Raw genomic sequence first — 22,397 nt, forward strand, 5'->3', positions numbered from 1 at the left:
ATGGTAAAGATCCCGGAACACGCGGCGCAGGTGCTGTCGGCCCTGGAGGGGGCGGGCTTTGGGGCTTGGTGCGTGGGCGGCTGCGTGCGGGACAGTCTCCTGGGCCGGACGCCCCAGGACTGGGACGTGACCACCGCCGCGGTGCCGGAGCGGGTCCTCGCCATCTTCGGGGACCGGGCCGTGCCCACGGGCCTGGCCCACGGCACCGTCACCGTCAGGACCGCCGGCGGAGTGGTGGAGGTAACTACCCTCCGCCGGGACGGGACCTACCGGGACCACCGGCGTCCCCAGTCCGTGACCTTCACCGACTCTTTGGAGGAGGACCTGTGCCGCCGGGACTTCACCGTCAACGCCATGGCTCTGGACCTCCGGGGTGAACTGGCGGACCCCCTGGGCGGCCGGGCGGACCTGGACGCCGGGCTGCTGCGGTGCGTGGGGGAGCCGAACCGGCGGTTCCGGGAGGACGCGCTGCGGATCCTCCGGGGGGTGCGGTTCGCCGCGGCCCTGGGCTTTGCGGTGGAGCAGGAGACAGACCGGAGCCTCCGGGCCAACCGGGCTCTGCTGACCCAGATCGCCCCGGAGCGGATCTGGGCCGAACTGAAAGGACTTTTGACCGCCCCCGGTGCGGCGGAGGCCCTGCGGGCGTACCCAGAGGTCATCGGCGTGTTCTGGCCGGAGGTGCTGGACATGGTGGGCTTTCCCCAGCGCAACCGCCACCACTGCTACGACGTGTGGGAGCACACGCTCCACGCCCTGGCACAGGTGCCGCCGGAGCTGGAGCTGCGGCTGACCATGCTGCTCCACGACATCGGAAAGCCCGGCTGCTGCACCATCGACGAGGCCGGCTGCGGCCACTTCAAGGGCCACCCGGCCCGCTCCGCCGCCTTGGCGGAGGAGATGCTCCGCCGTCTCCGGGCGGACAACGCCACCCGGGAGACAGTGGTCCGGCTGGTGGCGTGGCACGACCGGAACATCCCCCGGACCCGGCCCGGCGTGGCGTCGGCCCTGCGGCAGCTGGGGGAGACGGACCTGCGGCGGCTGCTGCGCATCAAGCGGGCGGACAACCTGGCCCAGGACCCGGCCTACCGGGCCATGCAGGAGCAGGTCGGAAGGGCGGAAGCCATCCTGGATCATCTGCTGGCCGAGGGAGCCTGCGTGTCCCTGGATCAGCTGGCGGTCCGGGGCGGAGACCTGCTGGCCCTGGGCCTCTCCGGCCCGGCGGTGGGGGAGACCCTGGAGGCGCTGCTGGACGCGGTGATCGAAGAGCGTCTTCCCAACGACCGCGCCGCCCAGCTGGAGTATGCCCGCCGCCGCTGCGGGAAAGTCCCAGGCGGAGAAAAATTGTAACTGAAATGAAGTTGACATAAAGCCGAACCGCCCTTACACTGTTGTCAAACGGTGAAAGGGCGGTGCTTTTTTTGAACGGAAAGCGGAACGTACAGCTGCTGGCAGCCCTGGCCGTCTGCGGCCTGCTGGCAGGGTGCGCCCCTGCGGGGACGACTTCAGACGCCCCGGCGGCGGAGCAGACAAAAGCGGAGCCCTGGCGGAGTGCATACAAGGCGTTCCTCACGGAGCTGTGCACTCAGGAGGCGGCGGTGCGGGATACAGACCGGCCGGACTACGACCCCAATGCCTACCCCGGCGAGGTGGGGGCTCTGAGCAGCGGCTATGTGCTCTACGACATCGACAAGGACGGCGTGCCGGAGCTGCTGGTCCGCTTCGGCAACTGCGAGGCGGCCGATCATACGCAGATCTACACCTTCCGGGATGGGGAAATGGCGCTGGCGGGGGACCTGCCCTCCGGCGACACCAGCTTCTATACCAGCCCCGGTGAGAACGCCATGGTATGGAACTGGGGCCACATGGGCGCACACTATGTGGAGGAGCTGCGTTTGGCGGACGGTACACTGGAACAGGAGACCGTGTTCGAAGAGACTCTGACAGACCCGGACGCGGAATATACGGACATGACGGACATCGTCCCCGGCAGCCGGTATCTCTGGGAGGCCCGTACCACCCTGGGACTTTGGATGCAGGAGGAGACGGGGACCGTCCCGGTGGAGCCCCTGACGCTGCCCATCGACGACTATGGCCGCCAGCGGACGGCGGAGACGGCCTCGGAGACGGCCCGGGCCGCGATCGAGGCGGTGCTGGCGGGGGAGCGGCCCCTGGTGGGCGTCAGCGCCGACGGCTTTGGCGGCGACACCGGGGAGATGGCCCTCGGGGACTACCTGGCCCCTGGCGGCGTGGACCCCTGGGCCGAGAGCCCGCAGACGCTCTCCCGGCTTACCTGGCTGGATGTGGACGGCGACGGCTGCACCGACTGTGTACTGGCCCTGACGGACGAGGCGGGCGCGCCGGACCAGTACGTGGTCCTGAGCCTCCAGGGGGAGACGGTTTACGCCTACTGCGTGAACTATTTTTCCGGCAGCCTGGGGACCGACGGCGTGTTCCGGGACGACTGGGGCAGCGCCTTTGCCCTGTCCTTCCGGGACAGGCAGTGCTATCTGTACACCCCGGAGACGGACACCCAAGCTCCTGAGGCGGGGTGGCAGGTATTTTGAAAAGGGCGCGGCGCCGGGATTTCTCCCGGCGCCGTGTTTTATATAGTTGTGGGTTGTCTCACACGATCTCCAGCAGTTCCCGCAAGTCGGAGATCTCGTAGTCGATCCGCAGATCCTCCGGCCGGGACTTTCCGCCGGGGTTGAACCAGCAGCACTGGAGCCCGGCGTTGTTGGCGCCCCGGATGTCCGTAGCCAGGGAGTCCCCGATCACCAGGCTGTTCTCCACCGTCAGGTCCGGCAGGCACCGGCGGACATAGTCGTAGTAGGCGGCGCTGGGCTTGGAGGCCCCGGCGTCCTCGGAGATGAAGGCGTCGGTGATATAGCGGGAAAAGACGCTGCCCTTCAGGCGGCTGCGCTGAACGGAGGCCACGGCGTTGGTGACGATGTACAGCCGGTGGCCCCGCTGGGCCAGGGTCCGGCAGACCTCCTCCGCGTGGGGCAGGGGGTAGACGCCCTCCCCCAGGGCGGAGAGATAGTCGGCGTTGCACCGGGCCGGGTCCTCGGCGGAGCCCAGGGCCCGGAGAAAGCGGACGTACCGCTCCAGCGTCACGAACTCCTTGGTGACCTCCCCTCGGTCGAAGGCGGTCCACAGCTCCAGGTTGATCTCGTGATAGATCTGATAGACCTCCGGCGTGTCGGGGATGCCGTGCCGGGCACACATGATGGAGAAGGCCCGGGCGGAGGCCCGGGGAAAATCAAATAAGGTGTCGTCGGCGTCGAAGAGCAGGTAGGGATACTTCATGGCTGGGTGTCCTTTCGGGGTGATTTGTCAAGTTTATCCTACCACAATGATCCGCGCCTGGCAATCACCTCCGCGGCCCTCCCGCCATAACATGGTGCGAGGGGGAATGCCGGATGAACAAGACCTTTGGAGTGATCGGCGGAGACCGGCGGCAGGCGGAGCTGGTGCGGCTGCTGGAAGCGGACGGACATACCGTTTTTACTTACGGCGTCGGCGGCGCCGGCACGGGGCCGGAGGCCCTGGACCGGGCCGTGTCGGCGGAGACGGTGATCCTGCCCCTGCCGCTGTGCCGGGGGGACGGAGTCCTCAACTGCGAGGACGCGCCCATGCCCACCGCTGACCTGTTCCGGCGGTTCCGCCGGGGACAGCTGCTGCTGGCCGGGCAGGTGAAGCCTCAGCAGCGGCGGGAGGCGGAGGAGCGGGGGCTCCGGCTGGAGGACTACTTCCTCCGGGAGGAGCTGACCGTGGCCAACGCCGCCGCCACGGCAGAGGCCGCCGTCCAGGTGGCCATGGAGCGATTGGCCCGGACGCTGCTGGGCTTGGACTGCCTGGTGCTGGGGTTCGGCCGCATCGGAAAGCTCCTGAGCCACCGGCTCCACGGCTTGGGCGCCCATGTGACTGCCACCGCCCGCAGGCCCGGGGACCTGGCCTGGATTCGGGCCTACGGCTGGCGGGCCCTGGAGACCGGGGACCTGGATGGCCGTCTGGAGGCTTTCGGCGCAGTGTTCAACACGGTCCCCTCCCCGGTCCTGGACGGACCGCTGCTGCGTCAGCTGCCCGGGGACTGCCTGTGCGTGGATCTGGCCTCGGTCCCGGGGATCGACCAGACCGCCGCGGCGGCCCTGGGGCTGCCCTGGGTGTGGGCCCGCTCCCTGCCGGGGCGGCTGGTGCCCCGCACCGCGGCGGCGGTCATCCGGGACGCGGTCTATTACATGATGGAAGAACGAGGTGACTCAGTGTGAGAAAAGAACGGGTCGGATTTGCGCTGTGCGGTTCCTTCTGTACCCACGCCCAGGTCCTGGAGGCCCTGGAGCAGATGACGGAACTCTATGAGACGGTGATCCCCATCGCCTCGGAGCTGACCGCCTTCACCGACACCCGCTTCGGTACCTCCGACGCCCTGATGGAGCGCCTGGAGGATCTGACGGGGCAGGAGGTCCTGTGCGACATCCCGGCGGTGGAGCCCATCGGCCCCAAGGGGCTGCTGGATGTGCTGGTGATCGCGCCGGCCACCGGCAACACCATCGCCAAGCTGGCGGCGGGCATCACCGACACCGCCGTCACCATGGCGGCCAAGGCCCACCTGCGCAACGACCGGCCGGTGGTGATCGCCATGGCCAGCAACGACGGTCTGGCGGCCGGAGCCCGGAACATCGGGGAGCTGCTGGTGCGCAAGAACTACTACTTCGTGCCCTTCGGCCAGGACAATGCCCAAGCGAAGCCCAGCTCTCTGGTGGCGGACTTTTCCAAGATCCCGGAGACGGTGGATGCCGCCCTCCGGGGCGAGCAGATCCAGCCGGTGCTGCTGCGGTGAAGAAAGCGGGAGGGAGGTCCCTCCCGCTTTTTTCGTCCGCCTGCGATTGTCAGAATTGTATATGGAAATAGCGGACCATTTGTGGTATCATAACGAAAAACGTTTCCGCCGGGAAAATGGCGGGGACTGAGGAAAGGAACAAAGCCGACATGAGCGAGTACGTGATCCTGACGGAGTCCTCCTGTGATCTGTCGCCGGAACTGGTGACCGAAGCGGATGTAGAGGTGCTGCCCCTGTCCTTTACCATTGACGGGAAGAACTACCCCCACTATCCCGATGCCCGGGCCTATCCGATCAAAGATTTCTATCAGAGAATGCGGGAGGGGGCCGTGGCCGTCACCGCCGCTGCCAACGTGGTGGAGCTGACCGAGGGGATGGAAAAGCATCTGCGCCAGGGCCGGGACGTGCTGTTTTTGTGCTTTTCCTCCGGCCTCTCCAGCACCCGGGACGCCTGCGCCATCGCGGCGGAGGACCTGCGGGAGCGGTATCCGGACCGGAAGATCTACACGGTAGATACGCTGGCCGCCTCCGGCGGGCAGGGCCTGCTGGTGCTGCTGGCGGGCCGGAAACGAAAGGCCGGGGCGACGATTGAGGATGTCCGGGACTTTGCCGAGGAGACCAAGTTCCACGTGGGCCACTGGTTCACCGTGGACGATCTGGTGTACCTGAAACGGGGTGGCCGGGTGTCCTCAGCAGCGGCCGTGGTGGGCACCATGCTCACCATCAAGCCGGTGCTCCATGTGGACAATGAGGGCCACCTGATCCCCATGGAGAAGGTGCGGGGCCGCAAGGCGGCCATCCAGGCCCTGTTTCGCCATATGCAGGAGACTGCCCTGCCGGACCAGGAGACGGTCCTCATCAACCACGCGGACTGCCTGCCGGAGGCCCAGGCCCTGGCGGAGCAGATCCGCTCGGCCTTTCACCCCGGAGAGGTGCTGATCGCCGACCTGGGCCCCATCATCGGCGCACACACTGGTCCGGGCCTTGTGACGCTGTTCTTCCTGGCGGAGCACCGTTGAAACCGCAGTTGTACCGGCGGCATTTCCTGTGGAGAAATGCCGCCGGTTTTTCCACATATTTAGGGCTTCCGGTTAAAATGACGAAAGACCGGTGTAAAATCCGCGCAAATCAATAAGTAAAACTAATGATAGATATAATCGACATTAGCGCATGACAGCGAGAAAAACCAAAATGTGGAAAAAATAGATCGGACCTCGAAAAATATCCACAAACCGGGAAAAAGAGGGTTGACTTTTCCGAAGGCCTTTGGTATTCTAACAAAGCTGTCCGGCACGAGTGATACGGAGCGCAACACTGGAAAACAAAAAATTCCGAAAAAAGTGTTGACAAGCCACGAACTTTGTGGTACAGTATTTCTCACCCGCCGGGAGCGGCGTGCACCTTGTAAATTAAACAACGTAACGAAAAGAAAGCACCAGACGGACGCTTCTTTTGTGAGAGATCACGGAAGAAGAACCAAAGAAGCTGAAGGACCGGGTTGAGTCAATTACCGGTCGCGGAGGCAAAAGATGAAGCTATGGAAAATAGCTCTATGAAAGATTAGCTCGAGCTACGGCTCGTGTTGATACCATTTTATAGAGAGTTTGATCCTGGCTCAGGACGAACGCTGGCGGCGTGCTTAACACATGCAAGTCGAACGGAGCACCCCTGATCGAGGTTTCGGCCAAGTGAAGGGAATGCTTAGTGGCGGACTGGTGAGTAACGCGTGAGGAACCTGCCTTCCAGAGGGGGACAACAGTTGGAAACGACTGCTAATACCGCATGATGCATGACCGGGGCATCCCGGACATGCCAAAGATTTATCGCTGGAAGATGGCCTCGCGTCTGATTAGCTAGTAGGCGGGGTAACGGCCCACCTAGGCGACGATCAGTAGCCGGACTGAGAGGTTGACCGGCCACATTGGGACTGAGATACGGCCCAGACTCCTACGGGAGGCAGCAGTGGGGAATATTGGGCAATGGACGCAAGTCTGACCCAGCAACGCCGCGTGAAGGAAGAAGGCTTTCGGGTTGTAAACTTCTTTTGTCAGGGAACAGTAGAAGAGGGTACCTGACGAATAAGCCACGGCTAACTACGTGCCAGCAGCCGCGGTAATACGTAGGTGGCAAGCGTTGTCCGGATTTACTGGGTGTAAAGGGCGTGTAGCCGGGCTGATAAGTCAGATGTGAAATCTGGAGGCTCAACCTCCAAACTGCATTTGAAACTGTCGGTCTTGAGTATCGGAGAGGTAACCGGAATTCCTAGTGTAGCGGTGAAATGCGTAGATATTAGGAAGAACACCAGTGGCGAAGGCGGGTTACTGGACGACAACTGACGGTGAGGCGCGAAAGCGTGGGGAGCAAACAGGATTAGATACCCTGGTAGTCCACGCTGTAAACGATCAATACTAGGTGTGCGGGGACTGACCCCCTGCGTGCCGCAGTTAACACAATAAGTATTGCACCTGGGGAGTACGATCGCAAGGTTGAAACTCAAAGGAATTGACGGGGGCCCGCACAAGCGGTGGATTATGTGGTTTAATTCGAAGCAACGCGAAGAACCTTACCAGGGCTTGACATCCTGCTAACGAAGTAGAGATACATCAGGTGCCCTTCGGGGAAAGCAGAGACAGGTGGTGCATGGTTGTCGTCAGCTCGTGTCGTGAGATGTTGGGTTAAGTCCCGCAACGAGCGCAACCCCTATTGTTAGTTGCTACGCAAGAGCACTCTAGCGAGACTGCCGTTGACAAAACGGAGGAAGGTGGGGACGACGTCAAATCATCATGCCCCTTATGTCCTGGGCTACACACGTAATACAATGGCGGTCAACAGAGGGAGGCAAAGCCGCGAGGCAGAGCGAACCCCTAAAAGCCGTCCCAGTTCGGATCGCAGGCTGCAACCCGCCTGCGTGAAGTCGGAATCGCTAGTAATCGCGGATCAGCATGCCGCGGTGAATACGTTCCCGGGCCTTGTACACACCGCCCGTCACACCATGAGAGTCGGGAACACCCGAAGTCCGTAGCCTAACCGCAAGGAGGGCGCGGCCGAAGGTGGGTTCGATAATTGGGGTGAAGTCGTAACAAGGTAGCCGTATCGGAAGGTGCGGCTGGATCACCTCCTTTCTAAGGAGACCTCGATCAGTGAGATATCTGGTCGTAACATCCTGGTCAGACGTTTGGAGCGTCGAGTAGTTACGTTGTTTAATTTAGAGGGTACACGCCCTAGGGGATACGAGGGGATATAGCTCAGCTGGGAGAGCGCCTGCCTTGCAAGCAGGAGGTCGCCGGTTCGATCCCGACTATCTCCACCATACTTTCTTTTGAAAAAGAAAGTAGGCAAAGAAAACTTTAATAAGGCGCTTTCAACAGGTCGTAAGATCTGAGAGAGACGGGCCCGTAGCTCAGCTGGCTAGAGCGTACGACTGATAATCGTAAGGTCGGTGGTTCGAGCCCACTCGGGCCCACCAGAAGACGGCATTTGCTGTCGGATCTCAAAGCCCAATGGATTGGACTTTGAGATCTGGCTTCAAACGAGGCTGGAAAAGCTGCACCTTGAAAACTGAACAATGTGACATGTATGAAGTAAGGCAACAGAGAGGTTGCTGCGTCAAAAGACGCGGCAAGCAAATTTTAATTGTGGAACACATCTGAAAAGATGAGGGTAACGATTACAATTTCAATCTTTGTGAAGCCTGCATAATTCTTAAGAGAACCAAGATTTCTCTGACTGAAAGGTCAAGCTGAAAAGAGCGCAAGGGGAATGCCTTGGCATCAGGAGCCGACGAAGGACGCGATAAGCTGCGATAAGCTTCGGGGAGGAGCAAATATCCTGTGATCCGGAGATTTCCGAATGGGGCAACCCACACAGGCAATACCTGTGTAGCGTGCGTTGAATCAAATAGGCGTACGCGGGGAACCGCCTGAACTGAAACATCTAAGTAGGGCGAGGAAAAGACATCAACCGAGATTCCGCTAGTAGTGGCGAGCGAACGCGGAGAAGGCCAAACCGGAGGATTTATTCTCCGGGGTTGCGGACGATCATACGGTGCACTAGTTTAGCCGAAGGGTCTGGGAAGGCCCGCCACAGAGGGTGAGAGCCCCGTAGGCGAAAGGCGATGTGCACTCGATCGGATCCAGAGTACCGCGGGACACGTGAAACCCCGTGGGAAACCGGGTGGACCACCATCCAAGCCTAAATACTACCTGATGACCGATAGAGGAGCAGTACCGTGAGGGAAAGGTGAAAAGGACCCCGGGAGGGGAGTGAAAGAGAACCTGAAACCTTGTGCTTACAAGCAGTCAAAGCGCGTTAATGCGTGATGGCGTACTTTTTGTAGAACGGTCCGGCGAGTTATAGTAACGAGCAAGCTTAAGGTATTCAGTACCGGAGGCGAAGCGAGAGCAAGTCTGAATAGGGCGTGTAAAGTTCGTTGCCATAGACCCGAAACCGGGTGACCTACCCATGAGCAGGTTGAAGTGGGGGTGAAACCCCATGGAGGACCGAACCGACCCCCGTTGCAATGGTGGCGGATGACTTGTGGGTAGCGGTGAAATTCCAATCGAACTCGGAGATAGCTGGTTCTCCCCGAAATAGCTTTAGGGCTAGCGTTATGTTAGATTACCGGAGGTAAAGCACTGAATGGTTTAGGGGCTGATAAAGTTACCGACGCCTATCAAACTAAGAATGCCGGCTAATTGATGCATAGCAGTCAGACAGTGTGAGATAAGTTTCATTGTCAAAAGGGAAACAGCCCAGACCCACAGCTAAGGTCCCCAATATACGCTAAGTGGAAAACGATGTGGAATTGCGAAAACAACCAGGATGTTGGCTTAGAAGCAGCCACTCATTAAAAGAGTGCGTAATAGCTCACTGGTCGAGTGACTCTGCGCGGAAAATGTAACGGGGCTAAGCGTATAACCGAAGCTTGGGATTGTCGAAAGACAGTGGTAGGGGAGCGTTCTGTACGGGGCGAAGTCGCAGCGGGAGCAGCGGTGGACTGTACAGAAGTGAGAATGCCGGAATGAGTAGCGAGAATTATGTGGGAATCATAATGGCCGAAAATCTAAGGTTTCTTGGGGAAGGTTCGTCCGCCCAAGGTAAGTCGGGAGCTAAGGCGAGGCCGAACGGCGTAGTCGATGCACATACGGTAGAAATTCCGTAACCACCGAACTTTAAGCCAGAGGGACACTTTGAGATAGCCGAACCCGGGCGTTGGTTGACCCGGGCGAAAGGGAGCGAAATATAGTAGCGAAGTCGGCGATGCTTGGAGGCGAGAAAAGCTCTGGGGTATACTAAGGTGCCCGTACCGCAAACCGACACAGGTAGATGAGGAGAGAATCCTAAGGCCAACGGGAGAAGGGTTGTTAAGGAACTCGGCAAGTTGACCCCGTAACTTCGGAATAAGGGGAGCCTCGAAAGAGGCCGCAGTGAAAAGGCCCAAGCAACTGTTTACCAAAAACACAGGTCTATGCTAAATCGAAAGATGACGTATATGGGCTGACGCCTGCCCGGTGCCGGAAGGTTAAGAGGAGATGTCAGCCGCAAGGTGAAGCATTGAATTGAAGCCCCGGTAAACGGCGGCCGTAACTATAACGGTCCTAAGGTAGCGAAATTCCTTGTCAGGTAAGTTCTGACCCGCACGAAAGGCGTAATGATTTGGGCACTGTCTCAACAGCCCGCCCGGCGAAATTGTAGTACCGGTGAAGATGCCGGTTACCCGCAACTAGACGGAAAGACCCCATGGAGCTTTACTGCAGCTTAATACTGGAAATCGGTAATTCATGTACAGGATAGGTGGGAGACATGGAAGCCCGGGCGTCAGCTTGGGTGGAGTCGCCGGTGGGATACCACTCTTGGATTGCTGATTTTCTAACCTGCGGCCGTGAATCCGGTCGGGGGACACTGTTAGGCGGGCAGTTTGACTGGGGCGGTCGCCTCCTAAAGTGTAACGGAGGCGCTCAAAGGTTGGCTCAGCACGGACGGAAATCGTGCAGTGAGTGTAAACGCAGAAGCCAGCCTAACTGCGAGACCGACGGGTCGAGCAGTAACGAAAGTTGGAGTTAGTGATCCGGTGGTATGTGAGTGGAAATGCCATCGCTCAACGGATAAAAGCTACCCTGGGGATAACAGGCTGATCTCCCCCAAGCGTCCACAGCGACGGGGAGGTTTGGCACCTCGATGTCGGCTCGTCACATCCTGGGGCTGAATTCGGTCCCAAGGGTTCGGCTGTTCGCCGATTAAAGTGGCACGCGAGCTGGGTTCAGAACGTCGTGAGACAGTTCGGTCCCTATCTGTTGCGGGCGTAAGAGATTTGAAGGGAGCTGTCCTTAGTACGAGAGGACCGGGATGGACGTACCTCTGGTGCACCAGTTGTTCTGCCAAGGGCATAGCTGGGTAGCTAAGTACGGACGAGATAAACGCTGAAAGCATCTAAGCGTGAAACTCCCCCTAAGATGAGATCTCTCACCTCGAAAGAGGGTAAGGGCCCAGGAGGACTACCTGGTTGATAGGCCGGAGGTGGAAGTGCAGTAATGCATGCAGCTGACCGGTACTAATAGCCCGAGGGCTTGACCTACAAGAAGAAAGCAGGCGGCCTGAAGGAATGGATGTCACATTGTTCGGTTTTGAGGGTGCAGCGAAAAGCGCACGCTCGTGAAAAGAAGAGTATGCACCTTTAGCTCAGTTGGTAGAGCAACTGACTCTTAATCAGTGGGTCCCCGGTTCGAGTCCGTGAAGGTGCACCATGGCCCGTTGGTCAAGTGGTTAAGACAGCGGCCTCTCACGCCGTTAACATCGGTTCGAATCCGGTACGGGTCACCAAACTCTTCTTGACAAAGAGAGCGAAAGACAATATAATACAGGATGTTCTCCGGCAAGACCGGAAGACAGAAGTTGGTGCTGATTAGGGCGAGGGTCCACCCGTTCCCATTCCGAACACGGTAGTTAAGCTCGTTCCTGCCGACAATACTTGGCTGGCGACGGCCCGGGAAAATAGGTAGCGCCAACACTGAGACACACTCGCATGAGTGTGTCTCTTTTTTGCTTTTTTACCCTGCGCACCGAAGCTGCCCCTGCCAGACGGCTGCTCGGATGCAGATCAACCAACTGTGGAGCTGAATGAGACATGGCTTCATCGCTTGACGAAACTACTGACCCGGAAACTGCTTGACAAACCTCGGCCATCTATGTATGATAAACATAGATGGCCGAGGTATTTGCTCCCGGGGGGTGTGAGAATGAGCGCGTTTACTGACTGGCGGGACCAGGTGACGGCACAGGTGCGTTTCCGGCCGGACCGGAACTCTATCGCCAGGGAGCTGACGGACCACTATGAGGACCATGTCCGGGACCTGGAGCGGCTGGACTACCCGCCGAAGTTGGCGGAGCAGCGGGCGCTCACGGCCATGGGCGACCCGGAACTGGTCGGAAGAGCCCTGGACCGGGTCCACAAGCCCTGGCTGGGGTGGCTGTGGGTGGCCAGCCGGGCTGTGCTGGTCTTGACAGCGGTTGCGTGTCTGCTGTCCCTGCCCGGGACCGGCGACTTTTTTCATATGGCGGGAAATACCCTGTTTCCGCCGGAGGATCCGGGGGGATATCAGGCCATCGTGGGCAGCTATCAACTGCTGAATGAACAGGAGGGCGTCACCGCTTGGCACTTCATGGGAACGCTGGAAGCGCAGCCCGCGCAGCTGCCAGGCTACACGCTCTCGCTCCTGGAAGGAAAATGGTGGCAAAATGACGGCGGATTTTACAGAGCGGAGTGTTTGCTGCGTCTGGAGCCGGAGCACCTGTGGTACGGGCTGCCGGACGACGTTCTGGATGACCTGAGCCTGCTTGGCAGCGGGGAGGTTCCGTTCCAGAATGAAAAATACAACCCCTTTCACAGCGGAGAGACAGACAACTGGTTTTTGATTTCCGAGTCCGCCAACGCCATTCCCCTCTCCAGTGATGCGGACAGCTACCGCTTGGAGGACAGCCGCGATCTGGGCGGATGGTATCTCTGCCTGACCATGACTGCCTGTGAGCCGGTAGAATGGACGGAGCTGTCCTTTCCCTACGGAGACAACAACTGGGCCTTTCGAATCACATGGGAGGGGCCCTCATGAGACAGGTGAAGAAGCGGACCAACCGCAGGGTCCGGATCATTCGAAACCTGCTGCTGTCCGGTTTGATGGCGGGAGCACTCTGGGTCATGCTGGGCTTTCCGGCCTGGAGCCGGGCTATGCTGGCCCGACAGATCGCCCGGGAAAATCTGCTCTCCGACCCGGAGATCCTCTACATAGAGCGGGAAGGCGCGTTCAGCAGGATGTACCTTCGCTGCGGAGCCTGCTTTTTGGAGGCGCCCGTCTACCGCCAGGGACTGCTCTGGCGGATCGCGGGCAGTGCACAGATGTACGTTCCAACAGAGGGAATCCTCTGCCTGCCCGCTGGAGGCGAGGACCGGCTGCTGGTTTTGGGAGACACGGGAGACGCTGTCCGCATGGAGGTGGAGATCCGGGTGGACGGCGATCTGGACGGGACCGTGGACGGGGTATATACCGCCGCCGGAGAGGCAGTCTCTCCGGGCGTGTTCTCCCTTCCCGTAGAGCCCGTGGGAGCTCCTGCCTCCACAGGAACCTTTCGCAACCGCTGGCCCCGGCAGCTGTCCTATACGCTGACTGCTTACGGGCAGAACGGAGACGCACTATGGGAAATCCAACTGGAACGGAGCGGACTGGAGGAGACGGTATGAAGATCGACAAGAGTTTGATGGCGGGCAGCACCACGCTGCTGGTATTGTCCCTGCTGAGCCGGGAGGAGATGTACGGCTACCAGATGATCACGGAGCTGGCCCGACGCAGCGACTACACCTTCGAGCTGAAGGAGGGGACGCTGTATCCCATCCTCCACGGACTGGAGGCGGACCGGCTGGTGACGGTGCGGGAGAAGGAGGCAGAGTGGGGCGCCTTTACGGAGAAGGTCTGCGCCGTGGCCTGCGGCGCCTCACCAGCATGAGACGGCTATGGGAGAGGACTTTCGAAACTGGCGGGATCGGGTGATCACGCAAGTACGCTTCCGGCCGGACCGGATGGCCATTGAACAGGAGCTGACGGCCCACTATGAGGATCATGTCCGGGACCTGGAGAGACTGGACTACCCGCCGGAGCTGGCGGAGCAGCGGGCGCTCACGGCCATGGGCGACCCGGAGGCCATCGGGAAGGCCCTGGACCATGTCCACAAGCCCTGGCTGGGGTGGCTGTGGATCATCAGTAAGGCGGCCGCGCTGGTGGCGGCAGTGGTGCTTGTGCTGACCGGGCTTTCCGTGGGCGATGTCTATTCCTACCGGATCGAAAAGGGGATCCAGGCCATTCGGGCGGAACAACCGGTCTATGAAGCCGACGGGATGTTTTTTGCCGGTGAGGCGGAGAAATCGGAGGAGCTTAGTCGCTTGACCCGGACGTCCTTGCCGGAGTCGGCGGAGCGGTGCGGATATACCATTCGGGTGCCCTATGCGGCCCTGTGGCGTTCCGGAGACGGGAGGTATTTCTTCTCCGCTGTGGTGACGGCTGAGACAGACGCCTTTTGGCGGAAAGGCCCCCTGCTGTCCATGCTGCGCCTGACGACGGATGCCGGGGAGATGTACAGCTCGGGTTATATGGGGAACCGCTATCTTCCGGGGGCAGGCCGCTATCTGTGCACCACGGAGGAGCGGGCCGGGTTTACCCAACTGCGGATCAGCTGTGCGCTGGATGGAGTTTCCCCACAGTGGGTGGAGCTGAACTATCCCTTCGGAGAGGGCTTCACGTTCCGGGTGGAGTTTGAGGAGGCGTTTTCATGAGAAAGCTTTTCCCAAGGATCCGGTTCAGCCGGAAGCAGAAGATCGTGAGAAATCTGGTGCTGGTCCTGCTTTGCCTGTTTCTGACGGAGTGGCTTCTGGAATTTCCCGCGCTGACCGACGCCGCTCTGCTGCGGCGGGCGGAACGGATCTGGCTGCTGGAAAACACGGAGCTTCTCTTCACCGCCGGGGAGGACAACGCCGGTATGCTCTATGGCAGAAACGGCAATCTGCTGCTGACCGTGACATACGGCAGGACCATCCTCGGAAAACAGTACTTCCAGTCGCTGCTGTGGGAGGAGAGCGACGGTATCCACTGTTCCAGCAGGGACCTGTGGCCCCTGGAGATCATGGCCTTCGGCTCGCTGGAGGATGCAGCCTGGGCGGAGATCGAGGTGGACATCCACTGGGAGGGGAATTTCGGCGGAAGGGACTGGGACACGCAAAGGACGTACACGGCCCAGGGCATCCGGCATAATCCCTACTGCTTCACCTTCCAGCTGGAGCCCTGCTTTTCCGAGGCGGATACCAGCGCCGAGGCGGAGATGGAGCGGGCGTTTTTTGCCGGGGAGGGCCCGGGGTTCACCTATCAGACGGTCCTGCGGCTCTATGATGGGGCGGGACGGATGACGGCTGAAAAGACCATGGGGTATTTGGAGGACATTGGCCTGGGATGGCCGGAGGAGGAGACGGTATGAAGATCGACAAGAGTTTGATGGCGGGCAGTACCACGCTGCTGGTCTTGTCCCTGCTGAGCCGGGAGGAGATGTACGGCTACCAGATGATCACAGAGCTGGCCCGCCGCAGCGACCACACCTTCGAGCTGAAGGAGGGGACGCTGTATCCCATCCTCCACGGCCTGGAGGCGGACCGGCTGGTGACGGTGCGGGAGAAGGAGGCGGAGACGGGCCGGGTGCGCAAGTACTACCGCATCACCAAAAAGGGATGGAAGGTCCTGGAGGAGAAAAAGGCCGAGTGGACCGCCTTCACGGAGAAGGTCAACGCCGTGGTCTGCGGCACCTCCCCGGCGTGAGGAGGCCATGGGAGAGGACTTTCGGAACTGGCGGGCCGCAGTGACGGCCCAGGTGCGCTTCAAACCGGATCGGGCGGCCATTGAACAGGAACTGTCCGCTCACTATGAGGACCATGTCCGGGACCTGGAGCGGCTGGACTACCCGCCGGAGCTGGCCCGGCAGCGGGCGCTCACGGCTATGGGGGACCCGGAGACCATCGGGAAGGCCCTGGACCGGGTCCACAAGCCCTGGCTGGGGCGGCTGTGGCAGCTCAGCCGGGCGCTGGTGTGGGTTGCCTGTGCCCTGACGCTGTTGACGCTGCTGTATCGCGGCTGGCCGGACTGGAGCGCGCAGATCTCCAACAGCTGGGAGGGGATCGGCGTAGAGCTGGCCTGCCCGCCGCCGGTGCAGGCGGGCCCCTACCGCCTGGAGGTGACACAGGTTCGGTATGTGGACAACCAGGAGACCGGCAGGGGGCAGCTGCACCTGGACCTGCGGTGCACCACGCTGAAATTCTGGCTGGACGGCCCGGAGCTGATGGACTGCCTGGAGGCGGTGGACAGCAACGGCACCGTGTACAGGAGCTACCGCTATCCCTGGATCACAGGGAGCGTCTCCGGGGACCGGCCCGTCCGAACATACGGCTGGATCGAACTGGACGGCATCGAAAATGCCCCGGAGTGGGTGGACATCACTCATCTGGCCGCCGGGTGGACCATCCGAGTCCAGCTGCCGGGCGGAGAGGAGGCGGTGCCATGAAGATTTGCAGGAAATACCTGCCCCGTCTGAGCCGAAAGGGGCGCATTTTTCGGAACCTACTGACCGTGGTGGCACTGCTGCTGTTCATCTGGGCCCTGCGGGACTTTGCCCCGCCCACGGTGGCGCTGGCGGTGCGGTGGCGGGCGGAGGAGTACGGCCTGGCGGCGCCGGAGATCCTGTATTGCTCCGAATGGGAGAGGGACCGGGCCGATCTGCTGCTGCAGTGGGAGGACGGCCGGCTGGCCTCCTCCCGGTGCTACCGGTGGCTGGGGAGCCGCAGCGTGGGGGAGTTTTGCTTCGCCCAGCCGGAGGACGGCGGCGCCGTGCTGTTCCAGGCCCAGACTGGGACGCCTGCGGATACGGTGTATTTCTGGTCGGACGAGCCGGAGGCGGCCCGGGCGGAGTGCCGCCTGCGGCTGCGGTCGGACATCCAGGCATCCTGGACGGACGAGAGCGCCGGGACCTCCGCCAGCGATCACTTTGACTGGGATGAGACCTATGTGATGGAGGCTGTCCCCAGCCCCCAGGGTATCTATTGCTTTTCCATCACGCTGAAATATCCCAACGAGGAAAATGAAGCCGCCCTGCGGACAAAGACCATGGCGGAGGAGAGCGCCCTGCGCTCCTACAACAACATCCGACGGCGCGTCGTGGGAACGGATTTTGCCGCGGAGCTCTCCGTGACCTTCTATGACGCGGCGGGGCAGGTCCTGGGGACCTGGGAGCAGGAGCTGTGGAACTCCTTTCCCGGCGGCGCGGACCGGTGAGCGGCAAGAGAAAAGGACGGTATCATTCGATACCGTCCTTCTTTCATTAAAACTTGTACTCCACATACAGCTCCCGCACGGCGCTGGGGTCGGCGGGGTTGGGAGGCGCGGCCTGCGCCGCGGGCTTCGGCGGCTCCGGTTTGGGAGCTTCGCGGGGGCCGTCCCGCCAGGCAAGGAACTTGGGCGCCACCTGGGGGAACAGGGCCAGGGAGAGAACGTCTTCGTCGCTCTTGGCGAGACCACGGAACTCCTCCCGATACTTGGGCAGCTCCGGCTCCAGCAGGTCTGCCGGGCGGCAGGTGATGACCTCCTCCGGAGCAATGCCGGCCTTGGCCCGGACATCCTCGTTGACCTTGCCCGGCAGGGCGCCGTATTCGCCCCGCAGCATGGCTTTGGACTCCTTGGGGAAGGTCTTGTACCGCTCCCCCATAATGACGTTCATCACCGCCTGGGTGCCCACGATCTGGCTGGAGGGGGTCACCAGGGGCGGGTAGCCGAAGTCCTCCCGGACCCGGGGGATCTCCGCCAGCACGTCGTAGTACTGGTCCTCTTTCCCGGCCTGCTTGAGCTGGGAGATGAGGTTGCTGAGCATACCGCCGGGCACCTGATACAAAAGGGTATTGGTATCCACGTTCAGCACCTTGGGGTCCAGGGACCCCTCGTCCTTGAGCCGCTGGGCCACCTTGCGGAAGTGCACGGCGGCCTCGCTCATCTTGTTCAGATCCAGCCCCGTATCCCGGACGGTGCCCCGGAGCGTGGCCACCAGGGACTCCGTGGCGGGCTGGGAGGTGCCGTTGGCCAGGGGGCTCAGGGCCGTGTCCACGATGTCCACCCCGGCGTAGGCCGCCATGAGATACACCATATCGCCGGTGCCGGTGGTGTTGTGGGTGTGCAGATGGATGGGCACGGACACCGTCTCCTTCAATCGCTTGACCAGGGAATAGGCGTCCATGGGCAGAAGGAGGTTTGCCATGTCCTTGATGCAGATGACGTCGGCCCCCATCTGCTCCAGCTCCTTTGCCAGCTTCACGAAGTACGCCTCGTCGTGGATGGGGGAGATGGTATAGCTGAGGGTGGCCTCCACCATGCCGCCGTACTTCTTGGTGGAGCGGATGGCCTGTTCCAGGTTCCGCACGTCGTTGAGGGCGTCAAAGATGCGGATGATGTCGATGCCGTTTTCAATGCTCTTGGCGCAGAAGGCGTCCACCACGTCATCGGCGTAATGCTTGTAGCCCAGGATGTTCTGGCCGCGGAAGAGCATCTGGAGCTTCGTGTGGGGCAGAGCGCGGCGCAGGGCCCGCAGGCGCTCCCAGGGGTCCTCGTTCAAAAAGCGCATGCAGGCGTCAAAGGTGGCGCCGCCCCAGCACTCCAGCGACCAATAGCCAATGGAGTCCAGCACCTCGCAGGCGGGCAGCATGTCCTCCAGACGCATCCGGGTGGCCGCCTGGGACTGGTGGGCGTCCCGGAGGATGGTATCGGTGAGATACAGCGGTTTGTTCGATAGAAATTCCATAGAAAGCCTCCACTTGCGCACCGGGGCCGGTCGCCGCCGCTGCGGCTGTGAGGATTGCCGGGCCCGGTGGCGAGATAACGTTCTTTTTGGTTCTTTTTCTTTCAAGAAAAAGAATCAGCCGAACAGGGAGATCAGCACGCCCGCGGCGATGGCGGAGCCAATGACGCCGGCCACATTGGGGCCCATGGCGTGCATCAGCAGGAAGTTGCCGGGATTGGCCTCCTGGCCCACCTTCTGGGACACCCGGGCGGCCATGGGCACGGCGGACACGCCGGCGGAGCCGATGAGGGGGTTGATCTTCTCCTTGAGGAACAGGTTCATGAACTTGGCCAGCAGTACGCCGCCGGCGGTACCGAAGCTGAAGGCCACGATGCCCATGGCCAGGATGGCCAGGGTGCGGGGGCTGAGGAAGGTGGTGCCGGTGGCGGTAGCGCCCACGGAGACCCCCAGGAAAATGGTGACGATGTTGATGAGCTCGTTCTGCACTGTCTTGCTGAGACGGTCGGTGACACCGCACTCCCGGAAGAGGTTCCCCAGCATCAAACAGGCGATCAGCGGTGCCGCGGAGGGCACCAGAAGGGCAACAAATACGGTCACCACGATGGGGAAGACGATCTTCTCCTTCTTGGAGACCTCCCGCAGGGGCTTCATGACGATTTTACGCTCTTCCTCGGTGGTCAGCAGTTTCATGATGGGCGGCTGAATCACCGGCACCAGGGCCATGTAGGAGTAGGCCGATACAGCGATGGGGCCCAGCAGGGCCGGGGCCAGCATGACGGTGACGAAGATGGCCGTGGGACCGTCGGCGCCGCCGATGATGCCGATGGAGCCTGCCTCCGGGCCGGTGAAGCCGATCAGGCGGCAGCCCACATAGGTCATGAAGATGCCAAGCTGCGCGGCCGCGCCCAGCAGCAGGCTCTTGGGGTTGGCGATCAGGGGACCGAAGTCGGTCATAGCGCCCACTCCCATGAAGATCAGGCAGGGGTAGATACCCAGCTTTACGCCCAGGCACAGCACGTCCAGCAGTCCCACGGAGATGGTCTCGCCTACCGCTGCCGTGGCCAGCACGGCTTCGGATACCCCGGCAGCGCTCATTTCCGACAAAAACTCCGCCGTGATTGGGGCGCCTCCGAAGAGGTCCCAGTGGATATGGCCCCCGGCAAAGAGGATCTCATGGTACATCTCCGCTCCGGGCAGGTTGGTCACCAGCATGCCGAAGGCGATGGGCACCAGCAGCAGCGGCTCAAACTTTTTTGCAATGCCCAGGTACAGCAGGACACAGGCAATGACGATCATGATGAGGCATTTCCAGTTACCGCCCTGGGTGAATTGATAAAAGCCGGTGCTTGTGATAAAATTCAAAACAGCGTCCATAGGCCGTTACCCCGTCACTGGATGGTGCAAAGGGGCGTGCCGGACTCCACCGCAGCGCCCTTGGCGGTCTGGATGGCGGCCACCCGGCCATCCCGGGGACACATGATCTCATTTTCCATTTTCATGGCCTCCAGGATCATCAGCACCTGACCCCGCTTGACGCTGTCGCCTACCGCAATATTCACGGACAGGATGGTGCCGGGCATGGGAGCGGTCACCTGCTCGCCGCCGGCAGGTGCCGGAGGCGGGGGCGGCGCCGGAACAGCCGCGGCCGCAGGCGCAGGGGCCGCGCCGGTCAGCTCCTCCAGTTCTACTTCATAGGCAACGCCGTTGACGGTCACTTTGTATTTCTTCATGGAAACCTCCCCATTCTTTCGCACAGACGATTTATAAGGGTTTGACGGACAGGATGCGGATGCCGGTGACATCGGTGCCCAGGTCCTCAGCAACAGCGGCGGAGATGGCGGCGATCAGCTCCGGCGTGATGGCGCCCGTGGCCGGTACTGTCTGCGCCGGGACAGGCGGAGCGGAGACCGCCGGCTGCTTTCCGACGGAGCGCAGCACCGCGCTCATCAGTGTGCTCAGCGCCACCAGGCAGATCAGGCCGAAGAACACTGTCCCCATGCCCATCAGACACACAAACAGATGATTGTAGTCCATAGATTCCCTCCTTGGGCGATTTTTAGGTACATTGTATCAATTTTTTTGAAAGAACACAATGCGGATTGTGCCGCTTTTGGCTGCGGTACACCGAAAAAATTTGCGTAAATATTTGTCAAAATACACAAAGCGGAAGCAAAAGAAATCGTTTGTTTCTGCTTGGGTGACAAAAATGTGAGCGGACACAGATAATGATAAAAGGAGATACAGCCCCGGGAGAGGGCACAAAATGCGCGGTTTCCCGGGTTCCGGAAAGGAGCTTTATGCAATATCAGAACGTTTTATCCGGGCGGTTCCTGGTCCGGCCCAACCGCTTCATCGCCCACGTGGAGACAGCAGAGGGGGTCCAGGTCTGCCATGTGAAGAACACCGGCCGCTGTCGGGAGCTACTGGTGCCAGGCGCCACCGTATATCTGGAGCCGGGGCGCACACCGGGGCGGAGGACGGCCTTTGACCTGATCGCCGTGGAGAAGGGGGATCGGCTCATTAATATGGACGCTCAGGCCCCCAACCGCGTCTTTGAGGAGTGGGCTCGCGCCGGCGGCTTTTCTCCGGAGGTGACGGACGTGCGGCGGGAGGTCCGCTGGGGGGATTCCCGGCTGGACTTCTGTCTGGAGACGCTTCACGGTCCTCATCTGGTGGAGGTAAAGGGCGTGACCCTGGAGGACGGCGGTGCCGCCCGCTTTCCCGACGCGCCAACGGAGCGGGGCGTGAAGCACATCCTGGAGCTGGCTCGGGCTGTGGAGGAGGGGCTTGACGCCACGCTGTTCTTTGTGGTACAAATGGAAGATATCCACAGCGTTTCCCCCAACGACGAGACTCATCCAGCCTTTGGGGAAGCGCTGCGGTTTGCTGTGTCTCGGGGTGTTCATGTGCAGGCGTATGACTGCCGGGTGACCCCAGAGAGCATCGCTGTCCGCCGGCCGGTGCCGGTGATCTTGTGAGTGGGAGTCTGGTATTGTGGGGATTTTGGAGCTGTTTCTCATCGGCGTCAGCCTGTCCATGGACGCCTTTGCCGTGGCGGTGTGCCAGGGCCTGTGTATGCCGAAGCTGAACCTGCGGCACGGCACGGTGATCGCCCTGTTCTTCGGCGGGTTCCAGGCGCTGATGCCCTTTTTGGGCTGGGTGCTGGGCTCCCAGTTCGCCCGGTACATCGAGAATGTGGACCACTGGGTGGCCTTCGGCCTGCTGGCCCTCATTGGCGGTAACATGGTCCGGGAGGCGATGTCCCCGGAGGAAGAGGAGGAGACTGCCTGCGCCGTTGCGGACCGGTTGGACCTCAAGCGTCTTTTCATGATGGCCGTCGCCACCAGCATCGACGCCCTGGCCGTGGGTGTGACCTTCGCCTTTTTCCGGGTGAAGATCCTGCCGGCTGTCACCATCATCGGCCTGACCACCTTCTGCATCTCCCTGGGCGGCGTGGTGGTTGGCAATTTCTTCGGTACCCGCTACAAGAAGCGGGCGGAGCTGACCGGCGGCATCGTGCTGATTCTGCTGGGAGCCAAGATTCTGCTGGAACACCTGGGGATCCTGTAAGCGTATCGAAAAAGCGCCGGGCACTGCCCGGCGCTTTTCATGTTCCAAATTCTTAACAAAATCTTTACACCTGGAGAGAAATCCTGTATGATGAGACAAAGGGCCCCGGATGGGCCGGGGC

General features: G+C 61.2%; 21 protein-coding genes, 4 tRNA genes and 3 rRNA genes. 23 read left to right on the plus strand and 5 right to left on the minus strand.

What is annotated here, in order from left to right; genetic code table 11:
• Together ACVDHE_RS10995 and ACVDHE_RS11000 are read left to right on the plus strand one after the other, a co-directional pair.
• Positions 1–1,347, plus strand: a complete 1,347-nt coding sequence (locus ACVDHE_RS10995) for a CCA tRNA nucleotidyltransferase (RefSeq protein WP_458884594.1) — start codon at positions 1–3, stop codon at positions 1,345–1,347.
• A gap of 71 nt (positions 1,348–1,418) precedes the next feature.
• Positions 1,419–2,564, plus strand: a complete 1,146-nt coding sequence (locus tag ACVDHE_RS11000; protein ID WP_458884595.1) for a hypothetical protein — start codon at positions 1,419–1,421, stop codon at positions 2,562–2,564.
• Between the two features lie 58 nt (positions 2,565–2,622).
• Here the strand turns inward: ACVDHE_RS11000 and ACVDHE_RS11005 are convergent, their stop codons facing one another.
• Positions 2,623–3,306 (minus strand): YjjG family noncanonical pyrimidine nucleotidase, encoded by a 684-nt coding sequence (locus ACVDHE_RS11005; RefSeq protein ID WP_458884596.1) that lies wholly within the window; start codon positions 3,304–3,306, stop codon positions 2,623–2,625.
• Between the two features lie 113 nt (positions 3,307–3,419).
• On the opposite strand from ACVDHE_RS11005, the gene ACVDHE_RS11010 reads away from it, so the two are divergent.
• From ACVDHE_RS11010 to ACVDHE_RS11100, 19 genes are all read left to right on the plus strand, one after another.
• Entirely contained in the window at positions 3,420–4,268 is an 849-nt protein-coding gene (locus ACVDHE_RS11010) for a dipicolinate synthase subunit DpsA (RefSeq protein WP_458884597.1), read from the plus strand.
• A complete protein-coding gene (locus ACVDHE_RS11015) occupies positions 4,265–4,840 on the plus strand; it encodes a dipicolinate synthase subunit B (RefSeq protein ID WP_458884598.1) in 576 nt (191 codons plus the stop codon). Before ACVDHE_RS11010 ends, ACVDHE_RS11015 begins: the two co-directional genes overlap by 4 nt.
• A 149-nt stretch (positions 4,841–4,989) precedes the next feature.
• Complete coding sequence (locus ACVDHE_RS11020) at positions 4,990–5,859, plus strand: DegV family protein (protein WP_458884599.1); 870 nt, start codon at positions 4,990–4,992, stop codon at positions 5,857–5,859.
• 174 nt (positions 5,860–6,033) lie between these two features.
• The gene (locus ACVDHE_RS11025; protein ID WP_458884600.1) at positions 6,034–6,342 is read left to right on the plus strand and encodes a hypothetical protein; all 309 of its coding nucleotides are present in this window, start codon (positions 6,034–6,036) and stop codon (positions 6,340–6,342) included.
• Between the two features lie 90 nt (positions 6,343–6,432).
• Positions 6,433–7,962 (plus strand): 16S ribosomal RNA (locus ACVDHE_RS11030).
• A gap of 112 nt (positions 7,963–8,074) precedes the next feature.
• Positions 8,075–8,150 (plus strand) — tRNA-Ala (locus ACVDHE_RS11035).
• Positions 8,151–8,229: 79 nt separating this feature from the next.
• Positions 8,230–8,306 (plus strand) — tRNA-Ile (locus ACVDHE_RS11040).
• Positions 8,307–8,572: 266 nt separating this feature from the next.
• Positions 8,573–11,414 (plus strand): 23S ribosomal RNA (locus tag ACVDHE_RS11045).
• Positions 11,415–11,507: 93 nt separating this feature from the next.
• Positions 11,508–11,583, plus strand: a tRNA-Lys gene (locus ACVDHE_RS11050).
• 1 nt (position 11,584) lies between these two features.
• Positions 11,585–11,659 (plus strand) — tRNA-Glu (locus tag ACVDHE_RS11055).
• 71 nt (positions 11,660–11,730) lie between these two features.
• A 5S ribosomal RNA gene (gene rrf, locus ACVDHE_RS11060) occupies positions 11,731–11,846 on the plus strand.
• The 16S, 23S and 5S rRNA genes sit together here with 4 tRNA genes alongside, the layout of an rRNA operon.
• A gap of 229 nt (positions 11,847–12,075) precedes the next feature.
• Positions 12,076–12,945 (plus strand): permease prefix domain 1-containing protein, encoded by an 870-nt coding sequence (locus tag ACVDHE_RS11065; RefSeq protein ID WP_458884601.1) that lies wholly within the window; start codon positions 12,076–12,078, stop codon positions 12,943–12,945.
• A complete protein-coding gene (locus ACVDHE_RS11070; RefSeq protein WP_458884602.1) occupies positions 12,942–13,571 on the plus strand; it encodes a hypothetical protein in 630 nt (209 codons plus the stop codon). Before ACVDHE_RS11065 ends, ACVDHE_RS11070 begins: the two co-directional genes overlap by 4 nt.
• On the plus strand, positions 13,568–13,834 hold the full coding sequence (locus tag ACVDHE_RS11075) for a PadR family transcriptional regulator (RefSeq protein ID WP_458884603.1): 267 nt from the start codon (positions 13,568–13,570) through the stop codon (positions 13,832–13,834). The genes ACVDHE_RS11070 and ACVDHE_RS11075 overlap by 4 nt, the downstream gene beginning before the upstream one ends.
• Before the next feature lie 7 nt (positions 13,835–13,841).
• Positions 13,842–14,657 carry a permease prefix domain 1-containing protein gene (locus ACVDHE_RS11080; protein WP_458884604.1) on the plus strand — a complete coding sequence of 272 codons (816 nt, stop codon included), beginning with the start codon at positions 13,842–13,844 and terminating at the stop codon, positions 14,655–14,657.
• Entirely contained in the window at positions 14,654–15,352 is a 699-nt protein-coding gene (locus ACVDHE_RS11085) for a hypothetical protein (protein ID WP_458884605.1), read from the plus strand. Before ACVDHE_RS11080 ends, ACVDHE_RS11085 begins: the two co-directional genes overlap by 4 nt.
• The gene (locus ACVDHE_RS11090) at positions 15,349–15,687 is read left to right on the plus strand and encodes a PadR family transcriptional regulator (RefSeq protein ID WP_325225342.1); all 339 of its coding nucleotides are present in this window, start codon (positions 15,349–15,351) and stop codon (positions 15,685–15,687) included. Before ACVDHE_RS11085 ends, ACVDHE_RS11090 begins: the two co-directional genes overlap by 4 nt.
• Positions 15,688–15,694: 7 nt before the next feature.
• Positions 15,695–16,426 carry a permease prefix domain 1-containing protein gene (locus ACVDHE_RS11095; RefSeq protein WP_458884606.1) on the plus strand — a complete coding sequence of 244 codons (732 nt, stop codon included), beginning with the start codon at positions 15,695–15,697 and terminating at the stop codon, positions 16,424–16,426.
• On the plus strand, positions 16,423–17,193 hold the full coding sequence (locus ACVDHE_RS11100) for a hypothetical protein (RefSeq protein ID WP_458884607.1): 771 nt from the start codon (positions 16,423–16,425) through the stop codon (positions 17,191–17,193). Before ACVDHE_RS11095 ends, ACVDHE_RS11100 begins: the two co-directional genes overlap by 4 nt.
• A gap of 46 nt (positions 17,194–17,239) precedes the next feature.
• Here the strand turns inward: ACVDHE_RS11100 and ACVDHE_RS11105 are convergent, their stop codons facing one another.
• From ACVDHE_RS11105 to ACVDHE_RS11120, 4 genes are all read right to left on the minus strand, one after another.
• On the minus strand, positions 17,240–18,706 hold the full coding sequence (locus ACVDHE_RS11105) for a pyruvate carboxylase subunit B (RefSeq protein WP_458884608.1): 1,467 nt from the start codon (positions 18,704–18,706) through the stop codon (positions 17,240–17,242).
• 114 nt (positions 18,707–18,820) lie between these two features.
• Entirely contained in the window at positions 18,821–20,080 is a 1,260-nt protein-coding gene (locus ACVDHE_RS11110; RefSeq protein WP_458884609.1) for a sodium ion-translocating decarboxylase subunit beta, read from the minus strand.
• Positions 20,081–20,094: 14 nt separating this feature from the next.
• A complete protein-coding gene (locus ACVDHE_RS11115) occupies positions 20,095–20,436 on the minus strand; it encodes a biotin/lipoyl-containing protein (RefSeq protein WP_418725921.1) in 342 nt (113 codons plus the stop codon).
• Positions 20,437–20,467: 31 nt separating this feature from the next.
• The gene (locus tag ACVDHE_RS11120; RefSeq protein ID WP_325224065.1) at positions 20,468–20,740 is read right to left on the minus strand and encodes an OadG family protein; all 273 of its coding nucleotides are present in this window, start codon (positions 20,738–20,740) and stop codon (positions 20,468–20,470) included.
• A gap of 263 nt (positions 20,741–21,003) precedes the next feature.
• On the opposite strand from ACVDHE_RS11120, the gene sfsA reads away from it, so the two are divergent.
• The gene (sfsA, locus tag ACVDHE_RS11125) at positions 21,004–21,684 is read left to right on the plus strand and encodes a DNA/RNA nuclease SfsA (protein WP_418725920.1); all 681 of its coding nucleotides are present in this window, start codon (positions 21,004–21,006) and stop codon (positions 21,682–21,684) included.
• 58 nt (positions 21,685–21,742) lie between these two features.
• The gene (locus ACVDHE_RS11130; protein WP_458886176.1) at positions 21,743–22,276 is read left to right on the plus strand and encodes a manganese efflux pump MntP; all 534 of its coding nucleotides are present in this window, start codon (positions 21,743–21,745) and stop codon (positions 22,274–22,276) included.
• The last annotated feature ends 121 nt before the right edge of the window (positions 22,277–22,397 follow it).

It is taken from the genome of Dysosmobacter sp. Phy (genome assembly GCF_054476235.1).